Source organism: Maricaulis sp. MIT060901 (assembly GCF_047123815.1).
Taxonomy (GTDB): domain Bacteria; phylum Pseudomonadota; class Alphaproteobacteria; order Caulobacterales; family Maricaulaceae; genus Maricaulis.
The window spans coordinates 2409234-2431510 of the sequence record NZ_CP138920.1 but is presented as its reverse complement, the minus strand read 5'-3'; the positions used below and the strand labels follow the sequence as shown (position 1 = coordinate 2431510).

16 protein-coding genes are annotated in these 22277 nt (G+C 60.3%); 6 read left to right on the top strand and 10 right to left on the bottom strand.

Going from position 1 to position 22277, the window contains the following annotated elements:
* Positions 1-7: 7 nt before the first annotated feature.
* From SIC17_RS11925 to glmM, 3 genes are all read right to left on the bottom strand, one after another.
* Positions 8-1528, bottom strand: coding sequence for a phosphomannomutase/phosphoglucomutase (locus tag SIC17_RS11925; RefSeq protein WP_412545491.1), 1521 nt, complete (start codon positions 1526-1528; stop codon positions 8-10).
* Between the two features lie 66 nt (positions 1529-1594).
* Entirely contained in the window at positions 1595-2905 is a 1311-nt protein-coding gene (locus SIC17_RS11920; RefSeq protein WP_291892134.1) for a UDP-glucose dehydrogenase family protein, read from the bottom strand.
* A gap of 88 nt (positions 2906-2993) precedes the next feature.
* Positions 2994-4346, bottom strand: a complete 1353-nt coding sequence (glmM, locus tag SIC17_RS11915; RefSeq protein ID WP_291892131.1) for a phosphoglucosamine mutase — start codon at positions 4344-4346, stop codon at positions 2994-2996.
* Between the two features lie 122 nt (positions 4347-4468).
* On the opposite strand from glmM, the gene galU reads away from it, so the two are divergent.
* Positions 4469-5338: a UTP--glucose-1-phosphate uridylyltransferase GalU gene (galU, locus tag SIC17_RS11910; RefSeq protein ID WP_291892128.1), complete on the top strand. Its 870-nt coding sequence runs from the start codon at positions 4469-4471 to the stop codon at positions 5336-5338.
* A gap of 5 nt (positions 5339-5343) precedes the next feature.
* Here galU and SIC17_RS11905 read toward each other — a convergent pair whose 3' ends face one another.
* Both SIC17_RS11905 and rfbA read right to left on the bottom strand, forming a co-directional pair.
* Positions 5344-6315, bottom strand: coding sequence for an NAD-dependent epimerase/dehydratase family protein (locus tag SIC17_RS11905; RefSeq protein ID WP_412545490.1), 972 nt, complete (start codon positions 6313-6315; stop codon positions 5344-5346).
* Between the two features lie 33 nt (positions 6316-6348).
* Positions 6349-7218 carry a glucose-1-phosphate thymidylyltransferase RfbA gene (rfbA, locus tag SIC17_RS11900; protein WP_412545489.1) on the bottom strand — a complete coding sequence of 290 codons (870 nt, stop codon included), beginning with the start codon at positions 7216-7218 and terminating at the stop codon, positions 6349-6351.
* A gap of 213 nt (positions 7219-7431) precedes the next feature.
* Here rfbA and rfbC point away from each other — a divergent pair, with 213 nt between their 5' ends.
* Genes rfbC through rfbD form a run of 3 tightly spaced genes read left to right on the top strand, consistent with a single transcriptional unit; the run spans position 7432 to position 9949 of the window.
* Positions 7432-8025, top strand: coding sequence for a dTDP-4-dehydrorhamnose 3,5-epimerase (gene rfbC / locus SIC17_RS11895; protein WP_291892120.1), 594 nt, complete (start codon positions 7432-7434; stop codon positions 8023-8025).
* Entirely contained in the window at positions 8022-9077 is a 1056-nt protein-coding gene (gene rfbB / locus SIC17_RS11890; protein WP_412545488.1) for a dTDP-glucose 4,6-dehydratase, read from the top strand. The genes rfbC and rfbB overlap by 4 nt, the downstream gene beginning before the upstream one ends.
* Positions 9074-9949 carry a dTDP-4-dehydrorhamnose reductase gene (gene rfbD, locus SIC17_RS11885; RefSeq protein ID WP_412545487.1) on the top strand — a complete coding sequence of 292 codons (876 nt, stop codon included), beginning with the start codon at positions 9074-9076 and terminating at the stop codon, positions 9947-9949. The genes rfbB and rfbD overlap by 4 nt, the downstream gene beginning before the upstream one ends.
* A gap of 19 nt (positions 9950-9968) precedes the next feature.
* Here rfbD and SIC17_RS11880 read toward each other — a convergent pair whose 3' ends face one another.
* The 5 genes from SIC17_RS11880 to SIC17_RS11860 all read right to left on the bottom strand — a co-directional run bounded on the left by SIC17_RS11880 (position 9969) and on the right by SIC17_RS11860 (position 20551).
* Complete coding sequence (locus SIC17_RS11880; RefSeq protein ID WP_412545486.1) at positions 9969-14885, bottom strand: cadherin domain-containing protein; 4917 nt, start codon at positions 14883-14885, stop codon at positions 9969-9971.
* A gap of 321 nt (positions 14886-15206) precedes the next feature.
* Positions 15207-16484, bottom strand: coding sequence for a TolC family protein (locus SIC17_RS11875; RefSeq protein WP_291892107.1), 1278 nt, complete (start codon positions 16482-16484; stop codon positions 15207-15209).
* Positions 16485-16486: 2 nt separating this feature from the next.
* Complete coding sequence (locus tag SIC17_RS11870) at positions 16487-17767, bottom strand: HlyD family type I secretion periplasmic adaptor subunit (RefSeq protein WP_412545485.1); 1281 nt, start codon at positions 17765-17767, stop codon at positions 16487-16489.
* Positions 17768-17781: 14 nt separating this feature from the next.
* Positions 17782-19488, bottom strand: coding sequence for a type I secretion system permease/ATPase (locus SIC17_RS11865; protein WP_412545484.1), 1707 nt, complete (start codon positions 19486-19488; stop codon positions 17782-17784).
* 94 nt (positions 19489-19582) lie between these two features.
* Positions 19583-20551, bottom strand: coding sequence for a KpsF/GutQ family sugar-phosphate isomerase (locus SIC17_RS11860; RefSeq protein WP_412545483.1), 969 nt, complete (start codon positions 20549-20551; stop codon positions 19583-19585).
* A 336-nt stretch (positions 20552-20887) separates the two neighbouring features.
* Between SIC17_RS11860 and gpmA the strand changes: the two genes are divergently transcribed.
* Positions 20888-21616 (top strand): 2,3-diphosphoglycerate-dependent phosphoglycerate mutase, encoded by a 729-nt coding sequence (gpmA, locus tag SIC17_RS11855; protein WP_412545482.1) that lies wholly within the window; start codon positions 20888-20890, stop codon positions 21614-21616.
* Positions 21613-22233 carry a bifunctional diaminohydroxyphosphoribosylaminopyrimidine deaminase/5-amino-6-(5-phosphoribosylamino)uracil reductase RibD gene (gene ribD / locus SIC17_RS11850; protein ID WP_291892092.1) on the top strand — a complete coding sequence of 207 codons (621 nt, stop codon included), beginning with the start codon at positions 21613-21615 and terminating at the stop codon, positions 22231-22233. The genes gpmA and ribD overlap by 4 nt, the downstream gene beginning before the upstream one ends.
* The last annotated feature ends 44 nt before the right edge of the window (positions 22234-22277 follow it).

Here is a 22277-nt window from a genome sequence, read left to right as displayed (position 1 = left end):
GTTTAAATCAGAGCTTCTGGTCAAACTCGCCGACTTCCTCGTATCCGGACAGGGTCAGGGCGATCTCATCAAAGATCGCCTTGACGTCGTCTGAGGAATTCGGGCTCTCCACCACGACAACCAGATTGGGAGTATTCGATGAGGCCCGTACCAGGCCCCACGCGCCATCCTCCAGCGAGAAACGCACACCGTTGACAGTATTGACCGCAGCGATCTTGCGACCGGCCACCGTAGCGCCCTGATCGGCCTTGGTCTGGTACTCCGCCACGATACGGTCGATGACGCCGTATTTGACTTCATCGGCACAGGCTGGGGACATGGTCGGTGACTGGAAGCTGACGGGAAGCGCGCGGCGCAAATCTGCCATCGTCTTGTCCGGATTGCGGTCCAGCATCTGCAGGACAGCGCGCGCGGCGACAAGACCATCATCATAACCCCGGCCGATCGGGTCCTGCAGGAAGAAATGGCCGGACTTCTCAAATCCTGCCAGCGCGCCCAGCTCCTTGGAGCGGCGTTTGATGTAGGAATGTCCCGTCTTGAAGTAGTCCGTCTTGCAACCGTGCTCCTCAAGCACAGGATCAATCGCAAAGAGGCCGGTCGATTTCACGTCCACGACAAAGGTCGATCCGGGATAAAGCGGCGCGAGATCGCGCGCGAGCATCAAACCGATCTTGTCGGCGAAGATCTCCTCGCCCTCATTGTCGATCACGCCGCAACGGTCACCGTCACCATCAAAACCCAGCCCTACATCGGCGCCGTGCTCGAGAACAGCATCGCGCATGGCGTGCAGCATCTGCATGTCTTCCGGGTTCGGATTGTAGCGCGGGAAGGTGTGGTCCAGATCACAATCCATCTCGATGACCTCGACACCCATCGCACGCAGTGCCTGGGGTACGAAGGCGCCGGCTGTGCCATTGCCACAGGCCGCGACAACTTTCAGCGGTCGCTTGATATCCACGCCCTCGGCAACGTCGGCGATGAAACGCTCGGCAACACCTTGCTCGCGGACATAACCGCCGCCCTCACGATGCTGTCCTTTACCGCCCAGGACGATTTCCTTGAGGCGGCTCATCTCGTCCGGACCGAAGGTCAGCGGGCGCGCCGCGCCCATTTTTACACCGGTCCAGCCATTGGAGTTATGGCTCGCGGTGACCATGGCCACGCAGGGAATATCCAGATCAAACTGAGCAAAATAGGCCGTCGGTGACAGGGCCAGGCCGATATCATGCACCTCGATCCCCGAAGCCATCAGTCCAACTTCCAGCGCCTGTTTCACGGAGAGGGAATAGCTGCGGAAATCATGACCGACGACGATCTTCGGCTCGACGCCCAGCTCGTGGATCAGCGTACCCAGGCCAAGACCCAGAGCCTGCACGCCATAAAGGTTCAGCTCGGAGGGTTTGTCGGAACCGGGATGGCCAAACCACCAGCGGGCATCATACTCGCGAAAACCGGTGGGCTTGATCAGCGCCTCGTTCTCGAACTCCCAGGAGTTGGGTGCAAGTTCAGCAAACGGTTTCTGGCTCATAATCCCCTCCGGTGCCTTTCCGGCACGTTCTGTAGTGAAGCTGTCTTACCCGTGATGTAGTGCGGTCTAGTCGGCCGGCCGGCCGATGCTGGAATATTTAAAGCCCGCTGCGCTCATCTCTTCCGGCAGATAGATATTGCGAAGGTCGACCAGGATGGGTGCCTTCATCAGCTCTTTCAGACGGTCCAGGTCCAGGGCGCGGAACTCGTTCCACTCGGTGATGATCACCAGGGCATCCGCATCCTCAACACAGAAGTAAGGGCCGGAGGTGAACTCAACATCGCTGAAGTGATGCTCCGCCTCGACCGTGCCGGCCGGATCAAAAGCCTTGATACGCGCACCGGCTTCCTGAAGCGCCGGAATGATTTCCAGGCTGGGCGCCTCGCGCATGTCATCCGTGTTTGGCTTGAAGGTCAGGCCCAGCACAGCAATGGTCTTGCCGGAAACGTCTCCGTCACAAGCCTTGATGACCTTGTCGGCCATCGCACGTTTGCGCTTGTCATTGACGTCAACGACCGTCTCGACGAGTCGGACCGGGCTTTCAAACTCCTGTGCCGTGCGCACCAGAGCGAGCGTGTCCTTCGGAAAACAGGAACCGCCATAACCCGGGCCGGCATTGAGGAATTTGCCGCCGATACGATTGTCGAGCCCAACGCCGCGGGCGACTTCCTGGACGTTTGCGCCGACGCTCTCACACAGATCTGCCATCTCGTTGATGAAAGTGATCTTGAGTGCGAGGAAGGCGTTGGCCGCGTATTTGATCAGCTCAGACGTGCGGCGCGAGGTGAAGACGATCGGCGTCTCGTTGAGGAAGAGCGGGCGATAGAGTTCGTGCATGACATTGCGCGCGCGCTCTTCATCCGTACCCACCACCACGCGATCCGGGCGCTTGAAGTCATCGATCGCCGCGCCTTCGCGCAGGAATTCCGGGTTGGAGACCACCGCAAAGTCAGCATCCGGACGGGTTTCACGGATGATGCGCTCGACCTCGTCACCCGTTCCAACCGGAACCGTCGACTTGGTGACAACGACCGTATAGCCCTCCATCACCTCTGCAATTTCCTTGGCGGCGGCGTAGACAAAGGACAGGTCAGCAAAACCGTCACCGCGACGCGAGGGCGTACCCACGGCGATGAAGACAGCGTCTGCTTCTCGCACCGCATCCGTCAGGTCCTGGGTGAAGTGGAGACGGCCTTCACGCACATTGCGCTGGACCAGCAGGTCCAGGCCTGGCTCGTAAATCGGGATACCACCGGATTGCAGGGTTTCGACCTTGGACGCGTCCTTGTCGACGCAGGTCACATCATGTCCGAAATCAGCAAAACAAGCACCGGATACAAGACCTACATAACCGGTTCCGATCATTGCGACGCGCATTGGTATCGCTCCTCTTCACTCTCCCGCCCGGTATCGCCGTTCGATGGGGTCCGTGCAAGGATTGATTTCCCAAATGACAGCTTGAAGCTCAGTTTGCCTGTGCAGCCTTGAGGACGGCGGCCTTGATATTGTCAACCACCGGTCGGATCTGTCCTGCCGGTCCCTCCGCCATGACCCGGATCAAGGGCTCGGTACCGGACGGTCGCACAAGCACCCGCCCCTCTCCGGCGAGCTCGTCTTCAGCCAGCCGGATCGCCGCCTCGACCGTGCTGTCCGCCATAACATCGGCAGCTTTCTCGACGCGGACATTCTCGAGCAATTGCGGGACAGGGTCGAAAGCCTGGAGCACCTCGCTGGCCGGGCGATCACTCTCGATCAGAACCCGCAAGACCTGCAGCGCAGCGATCAGGCCATCGCCGGTCGGACAAAAGCGCGGCGTGAGGATATGTCCAGACGGTTCCCCGCCCAATGCTGCGGCACTTTCCTTCATGCGCTCGGCGACATAACGATCCCCGACCCGCGTCCGGTGGAGGCGCAGCCCTTCCCGCTCGAGGAAGCGCTCAAGACCGATGTTCGACATCACCGTGCCGATGATCTCCGGGTGATCCAGCTCGCCTTCCTGTTTCCAGTGCCGCGCCAAGAGCGCAAGGATCTGGTCGCCATCGACAGTCTCACCCTTCTCGTCACACAGAAGGACACGATCACCATCCCCGTCCAGCGCGATACCGATATGGGCCCGGTGTTCCAGAACGGCGGCTCGCATCTGGTCCGGCGCTGTGGAGCCGCACTCCTGGTTGACGTTGAACCCATTGGGCGAAACGCCGACCGAGATCACGTCCGCGCCGAGTTCATAGAGCACTTTCGGAGCAACCTGATAGGCCGCGCCGTTCGCGCAATCGACGACGATACGCATGCCCGACAACCCGCGTGTGCGCGGGAATGTCGCCTTGGCCAGTTCCACATAACGCGCCTGCGCATCCTCGATCCGCTTCACCCGCCCCAGCGCCTGTGGCTCCGCCATGGGATCGGTCAGGGCCGATTCCATGCGCCGTTCGATCCGCATCTCGGCCTCGTCATCCAGCTTCAACCCGTCCGGGCCAAACAGCTTGATGCCGTTGTCATGATAGGGATTGTGCGACGCCGTGATCATCACGCCCATATCCGCACGCAGGGACAGCGTCATCTGCGAGACACCGGGCGTTGGCAGGGGGCCGAATAGAACCACATCCATCCCGACCGACGTAAAACCCGCCACCAGCGCCGGTTCGATCATGTATCCGGACAGGCGGGTATCCTTGCCGATCACGACGAGATGCCGGCCTTCCCGCTTGGTGAAGCATCGACCTGCCGCAAGCCCCAATCTCAGCGCGGTCTCGGCTGTCATCGGGAAGCTGTTGGTCAGCCCCCGCACGCCATCAGTACCGAAATATCTCTTGGTCATCGCGGATTCCTCACTGATTCGGACAGGATAGCGGGTGTCGCATCGTCGCCAAAGCAGGTTACGGGCTGGACTGTCCCGCAGGGCTCGGATACGCCTAGTGTCAGTAATCCATGGGCAAATTGATGACTACGATTCGTAAAGCAGTCCTTCCCGTCGCTGGTCTTGGCACACGGGTTCTTCCGGCAACGAAGTCCATCCCCAAGGAGATGCTGCCAGTCTTCGACCGACCGGCCATCCAGTATGTGGTGGACGAGGCGCTGGAAGCAGGCATCGAGCACATTGTCTTTGTGACCGGTCGCAACAAGGCGGCGATCGAGGATTATTTCGACAGCGCCTACGAGCTCGAAGCGACGCTTGAGGCCAAGGGCAAATCCGACATTCTTGAAGAAGTCGTTCGATCATGCCCAAAGCCCGGTTCGATGAGTTTTGTCCGCCAGCAAGCGCCGCTCGGCCTGGGCCATGCCATCTGGTGTGCGCGCGACATCATCGGATCCGACCCGTTTGCCATTCTCCTGCCGGATGTCCTCATCCACGGCAAGCCGGGCTGCCTGGCCCAGATGACCGAGGTGTTTGACCGTACGGGCGGCAATGTCATCGCGGTTGATCCGGTACCGGAAAACGAGGTCAACAAATACGGCGTCATTGATCCGATCGAACGCGATGGCGCGATGATCCGCATGCGCGGCATGGTCGAGAAGCCGCCGGTGGAAAGCGCTCCATCCAATCTGGCCATCACCGGTCGCTATATCCTGACCGGGGAGATTTTCGACTTCCTCGCCGACCAGGCCGCCGGTGCCGGCGGCGAGATCCAGCTCACCGATGCCATGGCGCGCCTGATGCAGAAACAGGATTTCCACGCGCTCGAGTTTAGTGGAACGCCATATGATTGCGGCAGCAAGCTAGGCTATCTGCGGGCCACGCTCGGCTTTGCCATATCAAACGAGGAACTGGGGTCACAGGCCCGAAAGTTGATCGAGGAAAGCCTAGGCTGAACACCCTAGCTCTGCTGGTTCCACTCACGGAACCAGGTCGCGAATTGCGTCAGCCCGTGTTCCAGCGAAATTCCCGGGCGATAGTCATAATCCCGCACCAGCTTGTCGACATTGGCGTAGGTGCGGGTGACATCGCCCGGCTGCATAGGCAGCATTTCTTTCTCGGCCTCGATCCCGAAGGCGCGCTCGAGCGTCGAGATCATGTCCATCAGCTTTTCCGGTGATGATCCGCCGATATTGTAGACCTCGTGCCGCCCTCGCGCGGGCGCATCCACGACCATGCGCTGAAGCGGTTCAACGATATCGTCGATATAGGTAAAATCGCGCTCCATCTCACCGTGATTGAAGACCTTTATCGGGTCTCCACGCATCATGCGTTCAGCAAACAGCCAATAGGCCATGTCCGGGCGCCCCCACGGACCATAGACCGTGAAAAAGCGAAGGCCCGTCGCCGGAATGCCATAGAGATTGGTATAGGACGCGGACATCAACTCGTCCGCCCGCTTCGTCGCAGCGTAGAGGGATTCCGGCGCTTCGCTGGCGCTCTCCTCGCTGAAAGGCACTTCGGCCTGTTCCCCATAGACCGAGCTGGATGAGGCATAGACCAGATGCCGAAGACCGTCTCCCAGGCCGCGCGCCAGTTCGAGAATGGTCAGGTGACCGAGCAGGTTTGAACGCGCGTAGGCGAACGGCGCCTCAATCGAGTAGCGCACGCCCGCCTGGGCGGCGAGATGACAGATTGCGTCCGGCTTCCACGGCAGGGTGACTGCATGGACCGCTTCGGTGTCGGCGAGGTCGAGCTTGTGGAACTGGAAGTTCTCGTGCGGTAGGAGCTGATCCAGACGTGCCTGCTTGAGCCGCGGGTCGTAATAGGTGTTGAGATTATCAATCCCCATCACTTCATGACCGGCCGCCAGCAGGGCCTGAGACGTGTGAAACCCAATAAATCCGGCCGCACCGGTAACCAGGATTTTCAAGCCAACCCCCTCCAGTTGAAACAGAAGCCGCGTTTAGTCCGCGGTCAGCTTTTGCAAGTATGCGCCATACTCCGAGCCCTTGTACCGATCAACAGCAGCTGGAATATCTGCCGGGGTAATCCAGCCGTTGCGCAAGCCGATTTCCTCCAGACAGGCAATCTTCATGCCCTGGCGACTTTGCAGAGAGCGCACGAATTCGGCCGCCTCCAGAAGGGAATCAGCCGTACCGGTATCCAGCCAGGCCACACCGCGGCCCAGCTCTTCAACGGCCAGCTGGCCCTTGTCCATATAGGCCTTGTTGACGTCGGTTATCTCGAGCTCACCTCGCGCGGACGGACGGATGGACTTGGCAATATCCACGATCTGCTCGTCATAGATATAGAGCCCGGTTACGGCGAGATTGGATTTCGGCTCCGCCGGTTTTTCCTCGATGCTCAGCGGCTGCCCGGCCTCGTCGAGCTCGATCACACCGTAACGCGCCGGATCTGACACCCGATATGCGAACACCCGGCCGCCCTCGCGATGCTTGCTGACGGCGTCGGCGAGCTGATCGCTCAACCCGTGGCCGTAATAGAGATTGTCCCCAAGGATCAGGGTCGCGGCTTCACCGTCAAGGAACTCCTCGCCAAGGAGGAAAGCCTGCGCCAGTCCGTCAGGGCTGGCCTGAGTCGTAAATTCCAGTCGAACACCGAAATGACTGCCATCCCCGAGCAATTGCTGGAAACGGTTGAGTTCCTCCGGTGTCGTAATGATCAGGATCTCGCGGATGCCCGCGATCATCAGCACCGAAAGCGGGTAATAGATCATGGGCTTGTCGTAGATCGGCAGGAGCTGTTTTGACGTGCTCAACGTCATCGGAGCCAGTCGTGTGCCCCGACCACCAGCAAGGATAATTCCCTTCATCGATCAGCCTGTCCCTGATTGCCAGACGGAGGCGTCCCTCCAGTCTCAATGTGTTCGTCCAGCCTCTTACCTCAAATCGGGCGGGCATGCTCAGTGAAATCGGTTCAATCTGCTGCGATTGGAAACAAAACTTGCTGAGCTTTCACTTCTCATTTCCTCAACGATAGTTATCTGCTACCGCACGGATGCGGTACGGGAAACAAAAAGAGACGCATGTACATGTTCGAAGTCGAGCCCCTCTCACTGCCCGATGCGTGCCTGATCCGGCACCCTGTCTTCGCGGACGAGCGCGGGCGGTTTTCGGTCACGGCCCATCGTGACGGGCTTGCGAGTCTGGGGCTGGAGCATGAGTGGATCCAGGAGAATGAGAGCTTCTCCAGCCATGTGCACACGCTGCGCGGTCTTCACGCCCAACACGCCCCCTTCGCCCAGGCAAAGCTGGTTCGATGTGTTGCTGGCCGCATCCTTGATATCATCGTCGATGCCCGTCATGGTTCGCCGACCTTTGGCCAGTCTGCATCAGTCGAGCTGAGTCAGGACGCCCCTGTGCAACTGCTCGTACCCGCGGGTTTCCTGCATGGTTTCATCACGCTCGAACCCGATTGTGTTGTGAATTACAAGGTCGACGCGCCCTATTCACCGGAACATGATTTCTCCGTCGCCTGGAATGATGCTGATCTGGCGCTCGGCTGGCCGGCTAAAGCTGTTCAGCCGGTCTTGTCGGACAAGGATCGTGCGGCTGGTAGCTGGCAGGAATTTCTGCGGCACAATACCTTCACCTACACACCGCCGGAGGCTGTGAAATGAGAATACTGGTCACCGGCGGCTGCGGGTTTATCGGTTCGGAGATCGTACGGCACGCGATCGGGAATGGGCATCACGTGCTCAACATCGACGCCCTCACCTATTCAGCCAATCCCGACAATCTCACCGGCATCGCGGGATCGGATTTCTACAGCTTCGCCCAGATCAATATCTGCGATGCGGTTGCCGTACGGCAGGCCGTGGACGACTTCCGTCCGGATGCAGTCATCCACGCCGCAGCGGAATCCCATGTCGATCGCTCCATCGATGGTCCTCTGGAATTCGTCACCACAAATGTTTCCGGAACGGCTGTCATGCTGGCCGAACTCGAAGCCTACTGGCGTACGCTGGACGAAGAATGCCGGAGAAACTTCCGCTTCCTGCACATTTCCACGGACGAGGTCTTCGGTGCGCTCGGCCCGGAAGGCATGTTCACGGAAGAAACTCCCTACGCGCCCAATTCGCCCTATTCCGCGAGCAAGGCGTCCTCGGACATGCTGGTCCGCGCCTGGTTCAAGACCTATGGCTTCCCGGTCCTAATCTCAAATTGTTCGAATAATTACGGTGCCTTCCAGTTTCCGGAAAAACTCATCCCGGTAGTCATTCTCAACGCTATTCGCGGACATGACATTCCGGTTTATGGTAAGGGTGAGAATGTTCGCGACTGGCTGCATGTCAGCGATCATGTCAGTGCGATGTTTGCCATGCTGGAGAGAGGACGTGTCGGCGAGACCTACGCCGTTGGTGGTGGCGCGGAAGTGTCCAACATCGAACTGGTGCAGATGATCTGTACCTTGCTCGACGAGCTGCGCCCTTCCCCGTCGCCCTATGCCGAGCAGATCCGTTTTGTCACCGACCGCCCCGGCCATGATTTTCGCTATGCGATTGACGCCGGCAAGATCGAGCGCGAACTGGGCTGGACGCCTGAACATGATTTCGCGTCCGGACTCCGCACGACAGTAAGCTGGTATCTGAATAACCTCGACTGGTGCCAGAAAGCCGTCAGCCGTGTTGGCCAAGCGGACAAGCTGGCCCGTCTGGGAGTGCGCGCTTGACCTCACTGCTCGTCTTCGGCGCCAACGGCCAGCTTGCCAGATCTATAGCCCAGGCCGCCGAAGAGGTATCCATTGAATGCGAGCGTGTGGGACGGGACCGGCTGGACCTGCTTGCAGAGACAACTCTGGACGAACGCCTCGATGCCGTGCTGGCCGGAAAATCATCATGTAGAATGGTCATTAATGCGGCGGCCTATACCCAGGTCGATCGAGCCGAGAGCGAGCAGGCACAGGCCTATCAGCTGAATACGACCGCGGCCGGTGCTATCAGTTCCGCCTGCGAACGAGCCGGACTTCCCATTGTGCATATCTCGACCGATTTTGTGTTTTCCGGCCCTCGGAACACGCCCTGGTCAGAGACAGACACCACGGCTCCTCTGGGCGTTTATGGCACAACAAAACTGGCCGGCGAGACGGCCGTGGCCCGCGCCAATCCACGTCATCTGATCATTCGCACGGCCTGGCTCCTCTCGGAGTTTCCGGGGAATTTTCTCACCACCATGCTGCGTCTTGGCACACAGCGTACATCGCTATCAGTGGTCAATGACCAGGTGGGCAGCCCAACCAGCACACACGAGCTGGCGCGCACGCTCGTCTCGCTCGCCCAGATGAGCGAATACGACTGTCCGCCCTGGGGGGTCTATCATTTTGCTGGCCCGGACACGATGAGTTGGGCGGAACTCGCACGACGCATTTTCCAACGCGCCGGCTTGGATACACCTGTGCAGGATATCGTCGCAGCGGATTATGGCGCACCGGCACCGCGACCGGCCTTTTCCGCGCTCGACAGCGGGAAACTACAAAGGGCGACGGGATTGTCCCATCGCCCTGTGGATGTCGTTCTGGATGAGATCCTGCAGCGGCGGGACTAGCCCGCCGCCAGCCCGGGCATCAAGCCCACTCGTCCAAGCTGGAAAACACATCGATTGTCCCGCCCGGTGCGGCCGGAACCGCATTGGAAAGATCGGTCCACTCGTCATCCTCGCTGGTCGGCGCAGACTGTTTGGCGAGCGTGTCCTGGACCTGAACGCCCTTGTCAGCCACACCGATGGTGAGGGTTTCCTGCACCTGTGCCGACTTGTCGAGCGTATCTGCCACGGGCTGATTGTTCAGAAGCTGTCCCATGTCGACAACGCCCAGATTATTGTGCTCGCCCAACTGTGCCGCGATATCCGCGCCCGTACCGAAATCTGCCGGACTGTCGCCAGCACTCCAGCCGAAATCGTGCAGATGGATCACCGGACCGCTAGCCTGGCCATCGAGCATGTCGTAGAGCTCAACCGGGTCGATGGTCTGGGCAGGGGGATTTGCCTGCAGGTCGACGACCTCGGCGACCGGCTCTTTCGTGCCGTGGCTGTGGCCGTGATGGTCGTGCGTATCGCACGCCCCCGCCGCGCAGCAGATACAACCGGGATCCTGAACCGAAATGCTCAGTTCGCCCTCATCAAGCGGGCGCTGGCCCTGCGGGTAGGTGACGTTATCCGGAATCTCGGTGTCATAGACGATGTTCTCGACATCGATCAGCTCGACCACACCGTTCGGAGTGCCGGCACGCAGATCAGTGATGACCGTATTGCCGGATCCGTTGGTGCTGATGGAATAGTCACCCGCGCTGCCCGACAGATAGATGGTGTCCGTACCGGCACCGCCGTTGAACACATCCGTACCGCCTGACGCGTAGTAGGAATCCGTTCCGCCGTTACCGGTGATGGAATTGTTCGCGGCATTGCCGATGAAGACATCATTGCCGCCACCACCGATCGCGTTCTCGATCACAGTGCCACGGGAGATCGACAGGTTCATGCGACCGCCGAGCACGTCAGAGAATTCCTCGTCACGCAGATCCAGCTCCTGGGCGCCATTGAAACCGGAGAAGTCCAGCGTGTCCGTGCCGCCCGTGTCGAAGATGTTGTAGGCAACGGCACTGCCCCAGGCCGTCGCATCATAGATGGAGCCGGCATTGGTGTTGTAGCCATAGGTCGTATTGCCATCGCGAACCGTGGTTGGCGTGCCGTACATGGCCTGCGCGGCAAGCACATCCGCCACCATCGGGGTCATCAGGAAGGCGAAGGTCGCATCCAGGTAGGTGTTCTCGTTCTGCGAGAAATACGACATGATCGTGTGGGACCAGGAGTCGTTGAGGTAGATCGCGTCAACGGCATAATCGGCCGAACCGTCATAAGGGCCGGCATGGCCCAGGCCCAGCGCGTGCCCGACCTCATGGATATAGGTCTGGAAAGAATAGCCATCCAGATTGGTGCCATACGTGTCGAGCCAGTCAGTGCCGACATTGACCGTCGCTCCGGTGAAGAAACCTCCGGAAATGCCACTCGGTCCGGCAAAGGCGCCGTCCTCTTCATCGTCAAAGACGATCTGGCCACCGCTGCTGACCTCGCTGAAGATGATGCCGGTCACTTCCGTCCAGGCGTTCAGCGCAGCGCGGGCCAGTGTCTGGCCGGCGGCCGTCAGTCCGGTTATGTCGACCGTCAACGTGTCGCCAGAGGTCACATTCCACTGCGCGCCATCCCAACCATTCTGGTCGAGATACGAAGCAATCTCGTCATTGCTCCACTCACGAAGTGGATCCGTGTGCTCGATCGTCAGGGTATACTCACCTGTCGTGCCAGGCTGGGTGTCACTCGTGTAAGCGCCCACGGAGACGTAGTAGACGCCGCTGGTCTGTGCCGTGAAACCAAGTCGGGAATCCACGACCACGCCAAGTGAGATATCGTCGTTTTCAGCGATCAGTGTTCCGGACTGATCGAAGAGGCGAAGATAGGGATCGTCCAGCTCATCCGCGCCAGTACCAGTCAGGTTGAACTCGTAGCGCTGGCCAGCGACCAGTTCGACACGGATCCAGTCCTGCTCACCCTGGACGTCCAAATTGCCGACAAAGCTTCCGCCGGAAACCATGGAGATCGTGGTGGTGTCATTGTCCGGAATGTCGCCACTGTCGGCAGCATCTCCAACTGTGACCGATATGTTCTGGTCCACACTCTGAACGCCGTCATTAATGGTCAGTGTGAACTCGTAGACGTTGTCAGTATTGCCATCGCCCGGGGCTTCAAAGTCCGGTGTGTTCCTGAAGCTGACCTCACCGGTCTCGCTGTCGACCTGGAAAAGCGCAGCGTCCGTGCCAGAAAGGCTGAATGTGATTGTGTCTCCCTCTTCGGCATTGGTCCAGCGCGTCGCATAGGCTGACGTCTGGTTTTCCGACACAGAGGATGTGGTTCCTGAGACGAACACCGGGGCAGAATTGCTCGACCCGGTGACCGTTACACTGACGTTTTGATCAGTCGTAAGCGATCCATCGCTCGCGGTAAGCACGACCTCGTAGACATTATCACCATTGGCATCCGCAGGCGCCGCGACTGACGGCGCGTTGATGAAGGTCACCTCGCCCGTATTCGCATTGATGTTGAAGAGGGCGGCATCGGTTCCCGACAGGGAGTACGTGATGGTGTCACTTTCCGGATCTGTCGCGGCAGCCGTGAATGCGCTCGTCTGGTTCTGCGGCGCGTTGAATGAGCTCGAGGACGTGATCGTCGGCGCCTCGTTCACATTGGTAACAGTGATCGAGATATTTTCGCTGTCACTCAGATCCCCGTCCGTGACAGAGACCGTGAGCTGATAGACACCATCGCCGTTCGCGTCTGTCGGCGCTTCGAAATTCGGAGCATTGACGAAGGTAACAACACCGGTGTTCGGATCGACACTGAACAATGCAGCATCAGCGCCGGAAATCGAATAGACGAGCGGTCCCGAATTATCCGCGTCTGTCGCCGTGATTGTATAGGCCGACGTCTGGTTCTCTGCTGCATTGGCCGAAGTCGCAGACGTGATCACCGGCGGAACGTCAGAGACATCGTCGACCGTAATCGTCACGGCCTGGACATCGGAATTCACTCCGTCGCTGGCGACGAGGTTGATCTCGTAATCATTGTCGCCATTCGCATCCGCGGGCGCCTCGAAATCGGGTGCGGCGATGAAGGTGACAACACCGGTCGCACTGTCGATGTTGAACAGCGCCGCATCGGCACCCGTCAGCGAATAGCTGATGGTGTCTCCGTCCGCGTCCGTGGCCGTGCCGGTAAAGGCAGCGGTCTGGTTCTCGTCCACATTGAACGCTGCGGCTGAGGTGATGTTCGGATTGTTATCGTTCTGGTTGGTCACCGTGATGGTGATGTTCTGAACCGCCTGCTGCCCGCCATCGCTGGCCGTGACCGTGATCTCGTAGTCATTATCGCCGTTGGCATCGGCCGGCGCCTCAAAATCGGGTGCCGCGATGAAGGTCACGACGCCGGTATTCGCGTCAATGCTGAACAGCGCGGCATCGGCACCACTGAGCGTATAGGTCAGCGCCTGGCCGTCAGGGTCAGTTGCGTCCACGTCGATCGCCGTGGTCTGGTTCTCCGCGACGCTTGCCGTGGCAGAGCTGGTGATCGTCGGCGCCTCATTGACGTTGTCCACGGTGATGGTGACCGCCTGGACGTCGGAATTCACCCCGTCGCTGGCAACAAGGTTCACTTCATAGACATTGTCGCCATTGGCATCGGCAGGTGCCTCGCGGTCCGGGGCATTGATGAAGGTAACTTCACCGGTCACGCTATCAATATTGAACAGCGCCGCATCCGCGCCCGTCAGCGAATAGCTGATCGTGTCACCATCGCCATCCGTCGCAATGCCGGTAAAGGCGACAGTCTGGTTCTCATTCACATTGAAGGCCGCGGCCGAGGTGATGTTCGGACTATTGTCGTTCTGGTTGGTCACCGTGATGGTGATGTTCTGGCTCGACTGCACAGAGCCATCGCTGGCCGTGACGGTGATTTCGTAATCATTATCTCCATTGGCGTCCGCAGGCGCCTCGAAGTCCGGCGCCGAGATGAAAGTCACCTCACCCGTGTTCGCATCAATGCTGAACAAGGCCGCATCTGCACCGCTGATCGTATACGTGATCGTTCCCGTACCTTCCGGATCGGTCGCATCAACGTCAATCGCCGCAGTCTGGTTCTCCGCTACGCGGGCTGTGGCAGGGGAAGAGAATTCCGGCGCTTCGTCAACATCATTCACAGTTACCTGGACGGTCTGGGTGTCGGAGCCGCCGCGTCCATCGGTCACACGAATGGTCACTTCATAGACGTTGTCCGAGTTGCCGTCTGTCGGGTTTTCGAAATCCGGAGCACCGTTGAATGTCAGAGCGCCTGTGGAGCTGTTGATCGAGAAGAGTGCACCGTCTGCGCCACCGCTGATGGAATAGGAAAGCGTGTCGCCGTCCGCATCGGTCGCCGCGGCGGTGTATCCCGTCGCCGTCGTGTTCTCATCCTGGCTGGCCGTGGTGCCACTGGTAAAGCTCGGTGCATTGTTCGGGGCCGGCGGAGTCGTCCCACCACCACCACCGCCACCGCCACCGCCACCGCCACCGGCAGCAGCGCCTGCGAGACCGAGGCCACCAAGGACGCCAAGGATGGCACCGCCACCGCCCCCGCCTGCCGCGGCAGCACCTGCCGCTGCCGGAGCAGCACTCGTTACGGCTTCGGCGTTGAGATAGAGCACGCCTTCAATAACCTGCGCGTCCGTCGCAGCAACCGTCACGACCTGACCATCATTCATGACCAGGCGGATACTCCCATCATCATTGATGGTGTAGCTGTTGACGTTTGCATAGTCGCCTATGGCGCGGTAACCGTCCGGCGCACTGGCTTGGGCAGCCGCCTGCCCACCCAACATGGCAACACCTCCTGTCGCCAGAATTGTTGCAGCCATGGCCGACCGGCGGCCGTTTCGCTTTGCCGGATCTACGTTGGACATCTCTTACCCCTTTGAGCACTCTGAACGCGTGTTTGCCCGCTCATAAAAGCACACGCACTTAACCCGAAACGCTACCCCTCGTCGCTGGCCAGCGTCCAGAAGAAAATTGCTTTTCACTACCGTGATCTAAACGAGCCAACCATTTTGTGAATATTTTCATACGACAGGCCGCGTACAACCTGGGATAAATCCACTAAATGCGACTGAAATGCTACACCTCTCTCGCCCTGAAAGGGAATTCCGAAACGCTCGCTCGCGCTATTCGGGAACTGCGTTTCATCGGATAGAAAACAGGGTGCGACAGGGAATGATGAGCGCGGCTCAGAGCGGAAGACGATCTGCCAGCAGCAGGAGTTCCAGCCGCTCGCGGGCCAGCTCGAACTGCAGGCGCACAACATCCAGCGCTGCCGTCTCATAAGCAAGGCGGGCCTCGACCAGGTCCGGCAGCGTGCCAAGGCCGAATTCGAACTCCCCCTCGATGGCGTCGAAGTATTCGCGCTGACTGCGCGCCACGTCCATACGCCGAGCAAGCTGGGCCTCCAGGGACAGGACACGGCGATAGGAGACTTCCGCCCGCTCGCCCAGATCACGCTGCAGCTGTCGCAACTCATTTTCGCTTTGCCGCAGCCGCGCCTGCGCCCGTTCACGCCGGGCACCGATCGCATTACCGGTATATAGCGGGACAGACACATCGATGCCGACACGATCACGCGCTTCCCAGTCTTCGCGTTGATCGTCATATGTGTAGGACGAGATCCCAACGACATCGACCACCGGCAATCGCTCACGCCTCTCACGCTCGCGCTGGGCATCCAGGCTGCGCAGGGCACGCTGGGCTGAAGCAATCTCCGGATTGCGCGAGAACACCGCTTCCCAGAGCTGATCGACGGTTTCAAGCCCTGAAAGGCCACCTTCCAGCTCGCCGACCACCTGGCCAACCGGACAGGTCGCAACCAGCAATCCTGTCCAGGCGCGAAGTCGGGATTCTGCCTGTTGCTGCTGGGATTGCAGCTCCAGCACATCAGCCTCCGCCTCCGCGCGCTGGGCCGAAACCTGGGCGCGCTCGGCGCGAGTCGCGCCACCATTTTCAAGCAATTCGATGACCGCAGTTTCCTGGCGCGCAAAATAGTCACGTCGCTCGGCGATGACGTCGATCATCTCGCCTGCTTCCAGCCCGATCAGATAGGCGTGGGCAATGGTGAAAGCCGTCTGGGCTTCCTGCGACGCCAGGGAATACGCCAGGCTCTCACTATTGAATTCCGCTGCGTCAATGGCCAGGCGGGAATCACCAAAGTCCCAGACACGTTGCGATACGCGAAGGCCGACCTGGTTCTCGATCTGTGAAGATGTAAGGCCAGTATCGCCGACACCGGTGCGCCCGAATGATGTCACCTGGGGCAGACGCAAGGAACGCGCTTCATCCACGTCGGCTTCCGCCTGGTCGAGTCTGCTCTGGGCGACCGCGACCTCGGGCGACTGGCCGATACCGATCTGCATCAGGTCGCGCAGCAGCGTACACTGCTGTGCCTCTGCCGAAACAGGTCCCAGCGTCGCGAGAACCATGGCCGGCAGGACTACACCCCAACGCTTGAACGGCATCCTCATCCCCTGCGCGCACCCCGGAAGAGCGACTCGCTGATCGGCTCCAACAGATAGTCCAAGGTGGTACGGCGAGTTCCCGAGAAGATAAAGACCTGGGCCGGCATCCCCGGCGTCAGGGAGAGTCCATCAAGCCGATCGATCTGATCGGACGGCACGACAATACGCACCTCGTAATAGGGATCGCCGGTCACCTGGTCGGTTTTCAGGTCAGCGCTGACACTCGTGACCTCACCATCCAGACGCGGCGTCATCCAGCTCTTGTAGGCCGTGAAATGCGTGCGCACAGCCTGCCCCTGGAACACGGCCGCCCGGTCCCCCGGGCCGATGCGGGCAGAAACGGTGACTTCCTCGACTTCCGGAACAATCTCCAAAATCGCCTCGCCGGGACGCACCACACCGCCGCGGGTGGAGAAGGCGAGGTTGAGAACCTCACCGGCCTGCGGGGCGGAGATCACGATACGGTTCAGAACATCCTGGGCTGCAGACAGGCGCTCCTCGGCCGCTTCCAGCGTGGTGCGTGCCTCCAGCTGTTCCGTTGAAATAATGCGCAGGAAATTCGCTTCGGTCTGGGCGATCTGGCTTTCCAGGTCCTCAACAGTGGTTTCCGCTTGCTGGGCGTCGCGGCGCAGGCCGCCAATCTGGGTCTCCAGGTTGGCGACATCACGCTCCATCGCCCGCAGCTCGTCGACCCGCGCCATCTGCCGATCCACGCGCTGCTGCAGCAAATCAGCCTGGTCCTCGGCAGCGGCGAGCGCGCGTTCCGTTGTCGTGATTTGCTGGCGATAGAGGCGGATCGAGTCACTGGCGCCATCACGGCGGGCCTGCAACACCCCAAGATCGGCCTCAAAGGACTGGCGCTGCTGGTCGAACAGGTCCTGCTGGCGCTCGATAACAGCGGCGCGCTCTGCACTGCCAAGCTCAAGCATATCTATGGCGGAGAAGTCCGGAGAAGCCTCTTCCTCGCGCAGCGCCTCGAGGCGCGCCAGCGAGGCAAGCGAGCTGGCGATTTCCTGGAGGATCTCGTCGCGAACGGCTTGTGAGGCGGTCGCCTGCAAGCTCAGCAGCGGCTGACCCGCTTCGACCTGGTCGCCATCACGGACGAGCAATTCCTCGATAATCCCGCCTTCCAGGTGCTGGACGACCTGGCGGCTGTTCTCCACCACGACCATACCATTGGCTGGGACCCCCTCGGAAAGCGGCACGAAACCCGCCCAGACGAGAAACCCGCCAAGCCCCACAGCACAGGCGATTGCGGAAAAGCGGACCGTCGGATCTTTCATCAGCTGAACCATGATCAGGCCACTCCCTGCCCGCCAGCTTGGCCACCACCCGGCCCGGCATTGCCTGGGCCGACCGCGAGTTTGAGATACTGGTCAGCCGGCGCTGCCAGTACGGCACCATTGCGCAGGAGGAGCACGGTGGTGCTCTGCTCAATCACCCGGCGATCATGCGTGGAGATGATGACTACAGCACCCGCTTCCGCGATGGCCTTGACCGACTTGATCAGATTGCTTGCAGAAGCACTGTCCAGATTAGCCGTCGGCTCGTCCAGCACCAGCAGAACCGGCGCCCCGAACAAGGCTCGTGCCAAGCCCACCAGCTGTTTCTGGCCTGCCGACAGATTGACCCCGCCCGGACCAACCGGAGTGTCATAGCCATCGGGCAGCCCCAGGATCATCTCGTGCGCTCCAGCGGCCTTGGCCGCGTTAAGCACAGCCTCGTCATCGCATGGTCCCAGTCGGGAGATGTTTTCGGCTATCGTGGCAGGCAACAATTGAACATCCTGCGGGATATAGCCAATGTACCGACCGCGATCCTCGCTCGGCCAATCCTGCAGCTTGCGACCGCCCAGGCTGATCGAGCCCTCATAAGTCGGCCAGGCGCCCGCCACCGTTTGCAGAAAGCTTGTTTTACCGGTTCCGATACCACCGGTCAGGGCGATAATATCGGCCGAACCTGCGGTGAAATTGAAGGCCTGCAACAGGGGCGTTTCGCCACCGGGAACACCTATAGCCGTGCGATCAAGCACCAGCTCGGCAGCCGGACGCGGCAGCGGCGTGTATTCGGCGCGTTCTTCCTGGGCCTCTGCGATCTCGCTCATCTCTAGCCAGCCGGTCCAGGTCTGGACGCTGTTTCGCCACCCGCCGACAATCTGGTCGATCGGCCCCAGCACGCGCGCCAGGATGATCGAGGAGGCCACGATCGAACCGGGCGAAATCTGCTGGCTGAGCGCGAGTGCTGCACCGCCCCCCAAAACAAGGATCTGCAATGTCTGGCGCAGTGCACGCGAAATGGCGGTGAACTTGCCGTCTTCGCGAGAGGCTCCCAGGGCCAGTCCCTGCCCCAGATCGCGCACTTGCTGCCAGCGCTGATAGGCACGGCCGAGCAGCCCCATGGAAACCAGTGCAGAGCGCTGGCGTTCAAGGTCGGCAGCAAACTGGCCAGCCTTGCCCAACGTCGCCTGGGACGCCTGGCTGCCCTGTCGGCTCGACATCTCCGCCAGAAACGCCACACCGAATACCAGCGCCGCACCGATCAGGCCGAGCATGCCGATAAAGGGATGGATCAGAAACAGGACGATCAGGAAGAGCGGCGCAAAGGGCAGGTCCAGGAATGGCAGGAGCGAGCCTTGCTGGACATAGGTCTGGGCCTTGGAGAGGCGCGACAAATTCAGCGCCAGATCGGGGCGCCCCTCGAGCTGGTTCTCGAAACGCTGGAAGATTTTAGGCGAAAAATACGCGTCGATTTCCTTGGCAGCCAGCGCTGAGACACGACGGCGTCCCATTTCCGCTGCGCCATAGATCGCCAGCAGAAACACGGCCAGCGCGCTCAACCACATCAGCGTGTCAACCGAACCGGAGTTCAGGACCCGGTCATAGATCTGAAGCATGTAGAGCGGGGAAACGAGCAGCAGGATATTCGCCGCGAAACCGAACCCGGCCAGCAGGCGCAGGTGAGGCTTGAGGCGATTCCGCAACTCCAGCGACACTCCCTTGATCATCGATCACTCCACACGACACGAATTTACGTCAGGGACGGTATTCTACCCAGCCACCCTGCTAAATGCACGTTTTCACGCGTTTTACGACCTCTAATTACTTCAGGCCGATGCGCAACAAATCGTGCAAATGCAATAATCCTGCCGGGCGATTTTCCTCATCCACCAGGAAAAGCTGTGTGATCTTGGGCGTGCCGACGGTCATTTCACGCAGTGCATCAGCGGCCAGCATGGTCGGGCTTCCTACTTTGGGATCGCGCGTCATCACTTCTTCAGCGACCCGGTCAACCAGGTCATTGCCCATGTGACGGCGCAAGTCACCGTCGGTGATGATGCCCATCAGCCGACCATCGGCATCAAGGATACCCGCACAACCAAAGGACTTGGCCGTCATTTCCAGCAGCACCTCGCTCATGCTGGCCTGACCCGCCACCAGCGGCATCGACTCCCCGGCATGCATAACATCGGCTGCACTCGCGAGCGCGGCGCCCAGAGCTCCGCCCGGATGGAAAGTGCGAAAATCCGTGGCCGTGAAACCGCGGGCCTCGAGCAAAGCCACCGCAAACGCGTCACCCATGGCCATCATCAACGTCGTGGACGTCGTCGGCGCGCGCGTTTCAGCACAGGCCTCAATGGCGTTGGGTACAAACAGTTCGTAGTTACTGGCGCGCCCCAAAGTACTGTCTGCGTGTGCAGTCATACCGATCAGCGGAACTTCAAACCGGCGGCAATAGGCAATGAGGTCGCCCAGCTCGCGGGTCTCCCCTGACTTGGACAAAGCCAACACAGCGTCGTCGCCGGTGATCATGCCCAGATCGCCATGGCTGGCTTCGGTCGGATGCACGTAATAGGCAGGCGTGCCGGTCGAGGCGAGTGTCGCAGCGATCTTGCGCGCTACATGCCCGGACTTGCCCACACCGGTGCAGATCAACCGCCCCTTGAGGCCTGCGGCCAGCGTGACTGCAGCCGCAAACGGCTCGCCAATCATATTCTCAAGTTGAGAGAGTCCATCCCGTTCGATGGCGATCACGCGGCGCGCGACCTCCAGAGCGTCGAAGTCCTGCATCTGAGTACCTTTTATCGATGTTCCCAAGCTCAATAGCAGAACCGCGCACGTCCGGGGAAGAGACGTGCGCGGCTGGTTCGGCAATCGGACTGCAGTCAAGGGGGACGAAGTAGCCGCAGCACTCGCGCAGGTGGGGTAGCGCGCCTGAATGCCGTCAGTTTTTGGGACCACGCTGCTTCAAAGGACGGATTGGCTCAAAAATGTTAGAAGCCCTGAGAGGGTACCACAATCCCACCTCCATGAGTAGCAGAAAATTTTGTTACGCAACCATACAACTCCCGTCTTGCCGTTTGCCTGTGAGAGGAGTATCGCTCGCGCAAATCGACGGAGAGTCTCATGCCCAAACTCGTCCTGGTCCGGCACGGCCAAAGTGAATGGAATCTGCAAAACCGCTTCACCGGCTGGGTGGACGTGAACCTGACGGAAGAAGGTGTCGCCCAGGCACAAAAGTCCGGCGATCTGCTCAAGGCAGCGGGTTTTGAACCGGACCTGGCATTCACCTCTGTTCTCAAGCGCGCCATCAAGACGCTGAACTTCGCCCTGGACGGTCTGGACCGTCTTTGGGTTCCGGTGGAGAAGTCCTGGCGCCTGAACGAACGCCACTATGGGGGGCTGGCCGGGCTCAACAAGGATGAGACACGCGACAAGCATGGTGAGGAACAGGTCCATATCTGGCGCCGCTCCTTTGACACACCGCCGCCGCCTCTCCCGGAAAACCATGAGCTTCACCCCCTCAACGACACGCGTTATGCGGATGTTGATCCGGACCTGCTGCCCGCAACGGAATCCCTCAAGACCACACTTGAACGGGTCGAGCCTTACTGGAACGAGGCCATCCTGCCGGCGCTGACATCGGGCAAGGACGTCATCGTTGCAGCGCATGGCAACAGCCTGCGTGCACTGGTGAAACTGCTCTTCACAGTTTCTGACGACGACATCATGGGCGTTGAGATCCCGACCGGTAATCCGCTGCTGATTGACCTGGACGAAGGCGGCACCAAACCGGTCTCCGCCGCCTATCTCGACCAGGACCGTGCGCAGTCCCTGCCTGCCTTGCCGGCGTGACAACGCGCCTGAACGACCTGCGCTGGATGTCTCTGGCGATGGCCGTCGCCAGGTCCCAGCTGGGCCGGACGGCACCCAATCCGGCGGTCGGTTGCGTGCTCGTGCGCGATGACAAGCTGGTCGCCTCCGCCGCCACAGATGATGGCGGACGCCCCCACGCGGAGCGGCGCGCTCTGGACCTGGCCGGAGACAATAGCAAAGGCACAACGGCCTATGTCACCCTGGAACCCTGCGCGCATCACGGCCAGACGCCCCCGTGCGCGCAAGCCCTGATCGATGCGAAGGTCGACCGGGTGGTGATCGCCTGCCTCGACGAGGATCCGCGGGTCGCCGGCAAGGGTATAGCCATGCTGCGAACAGCTGGCATCGCAGTGGAAACTGGCCTGTGCACGGCCGAGGCCCACCCGCTCTATGAGGGATTTTTCTGTCGTTTGGACACCGGCAAGCCGGCGCTCTATGCGGACGCCTTTGACGGCGGATTTGATGCGACCCTTCCCGCGCTTACAATCACCGAACTCGACGCCTGCCTGGACAAGCTGGGTCAGACGGGAGCCAGCCGCGTTCGAGTCGCGTCGGACCATCCGCTCGCCCTATCGGGCCAACTCAATCTCCTGTAACGAATTGGAACACCTGTCGTTAACGTATCTGCGCTAGCCTCCGT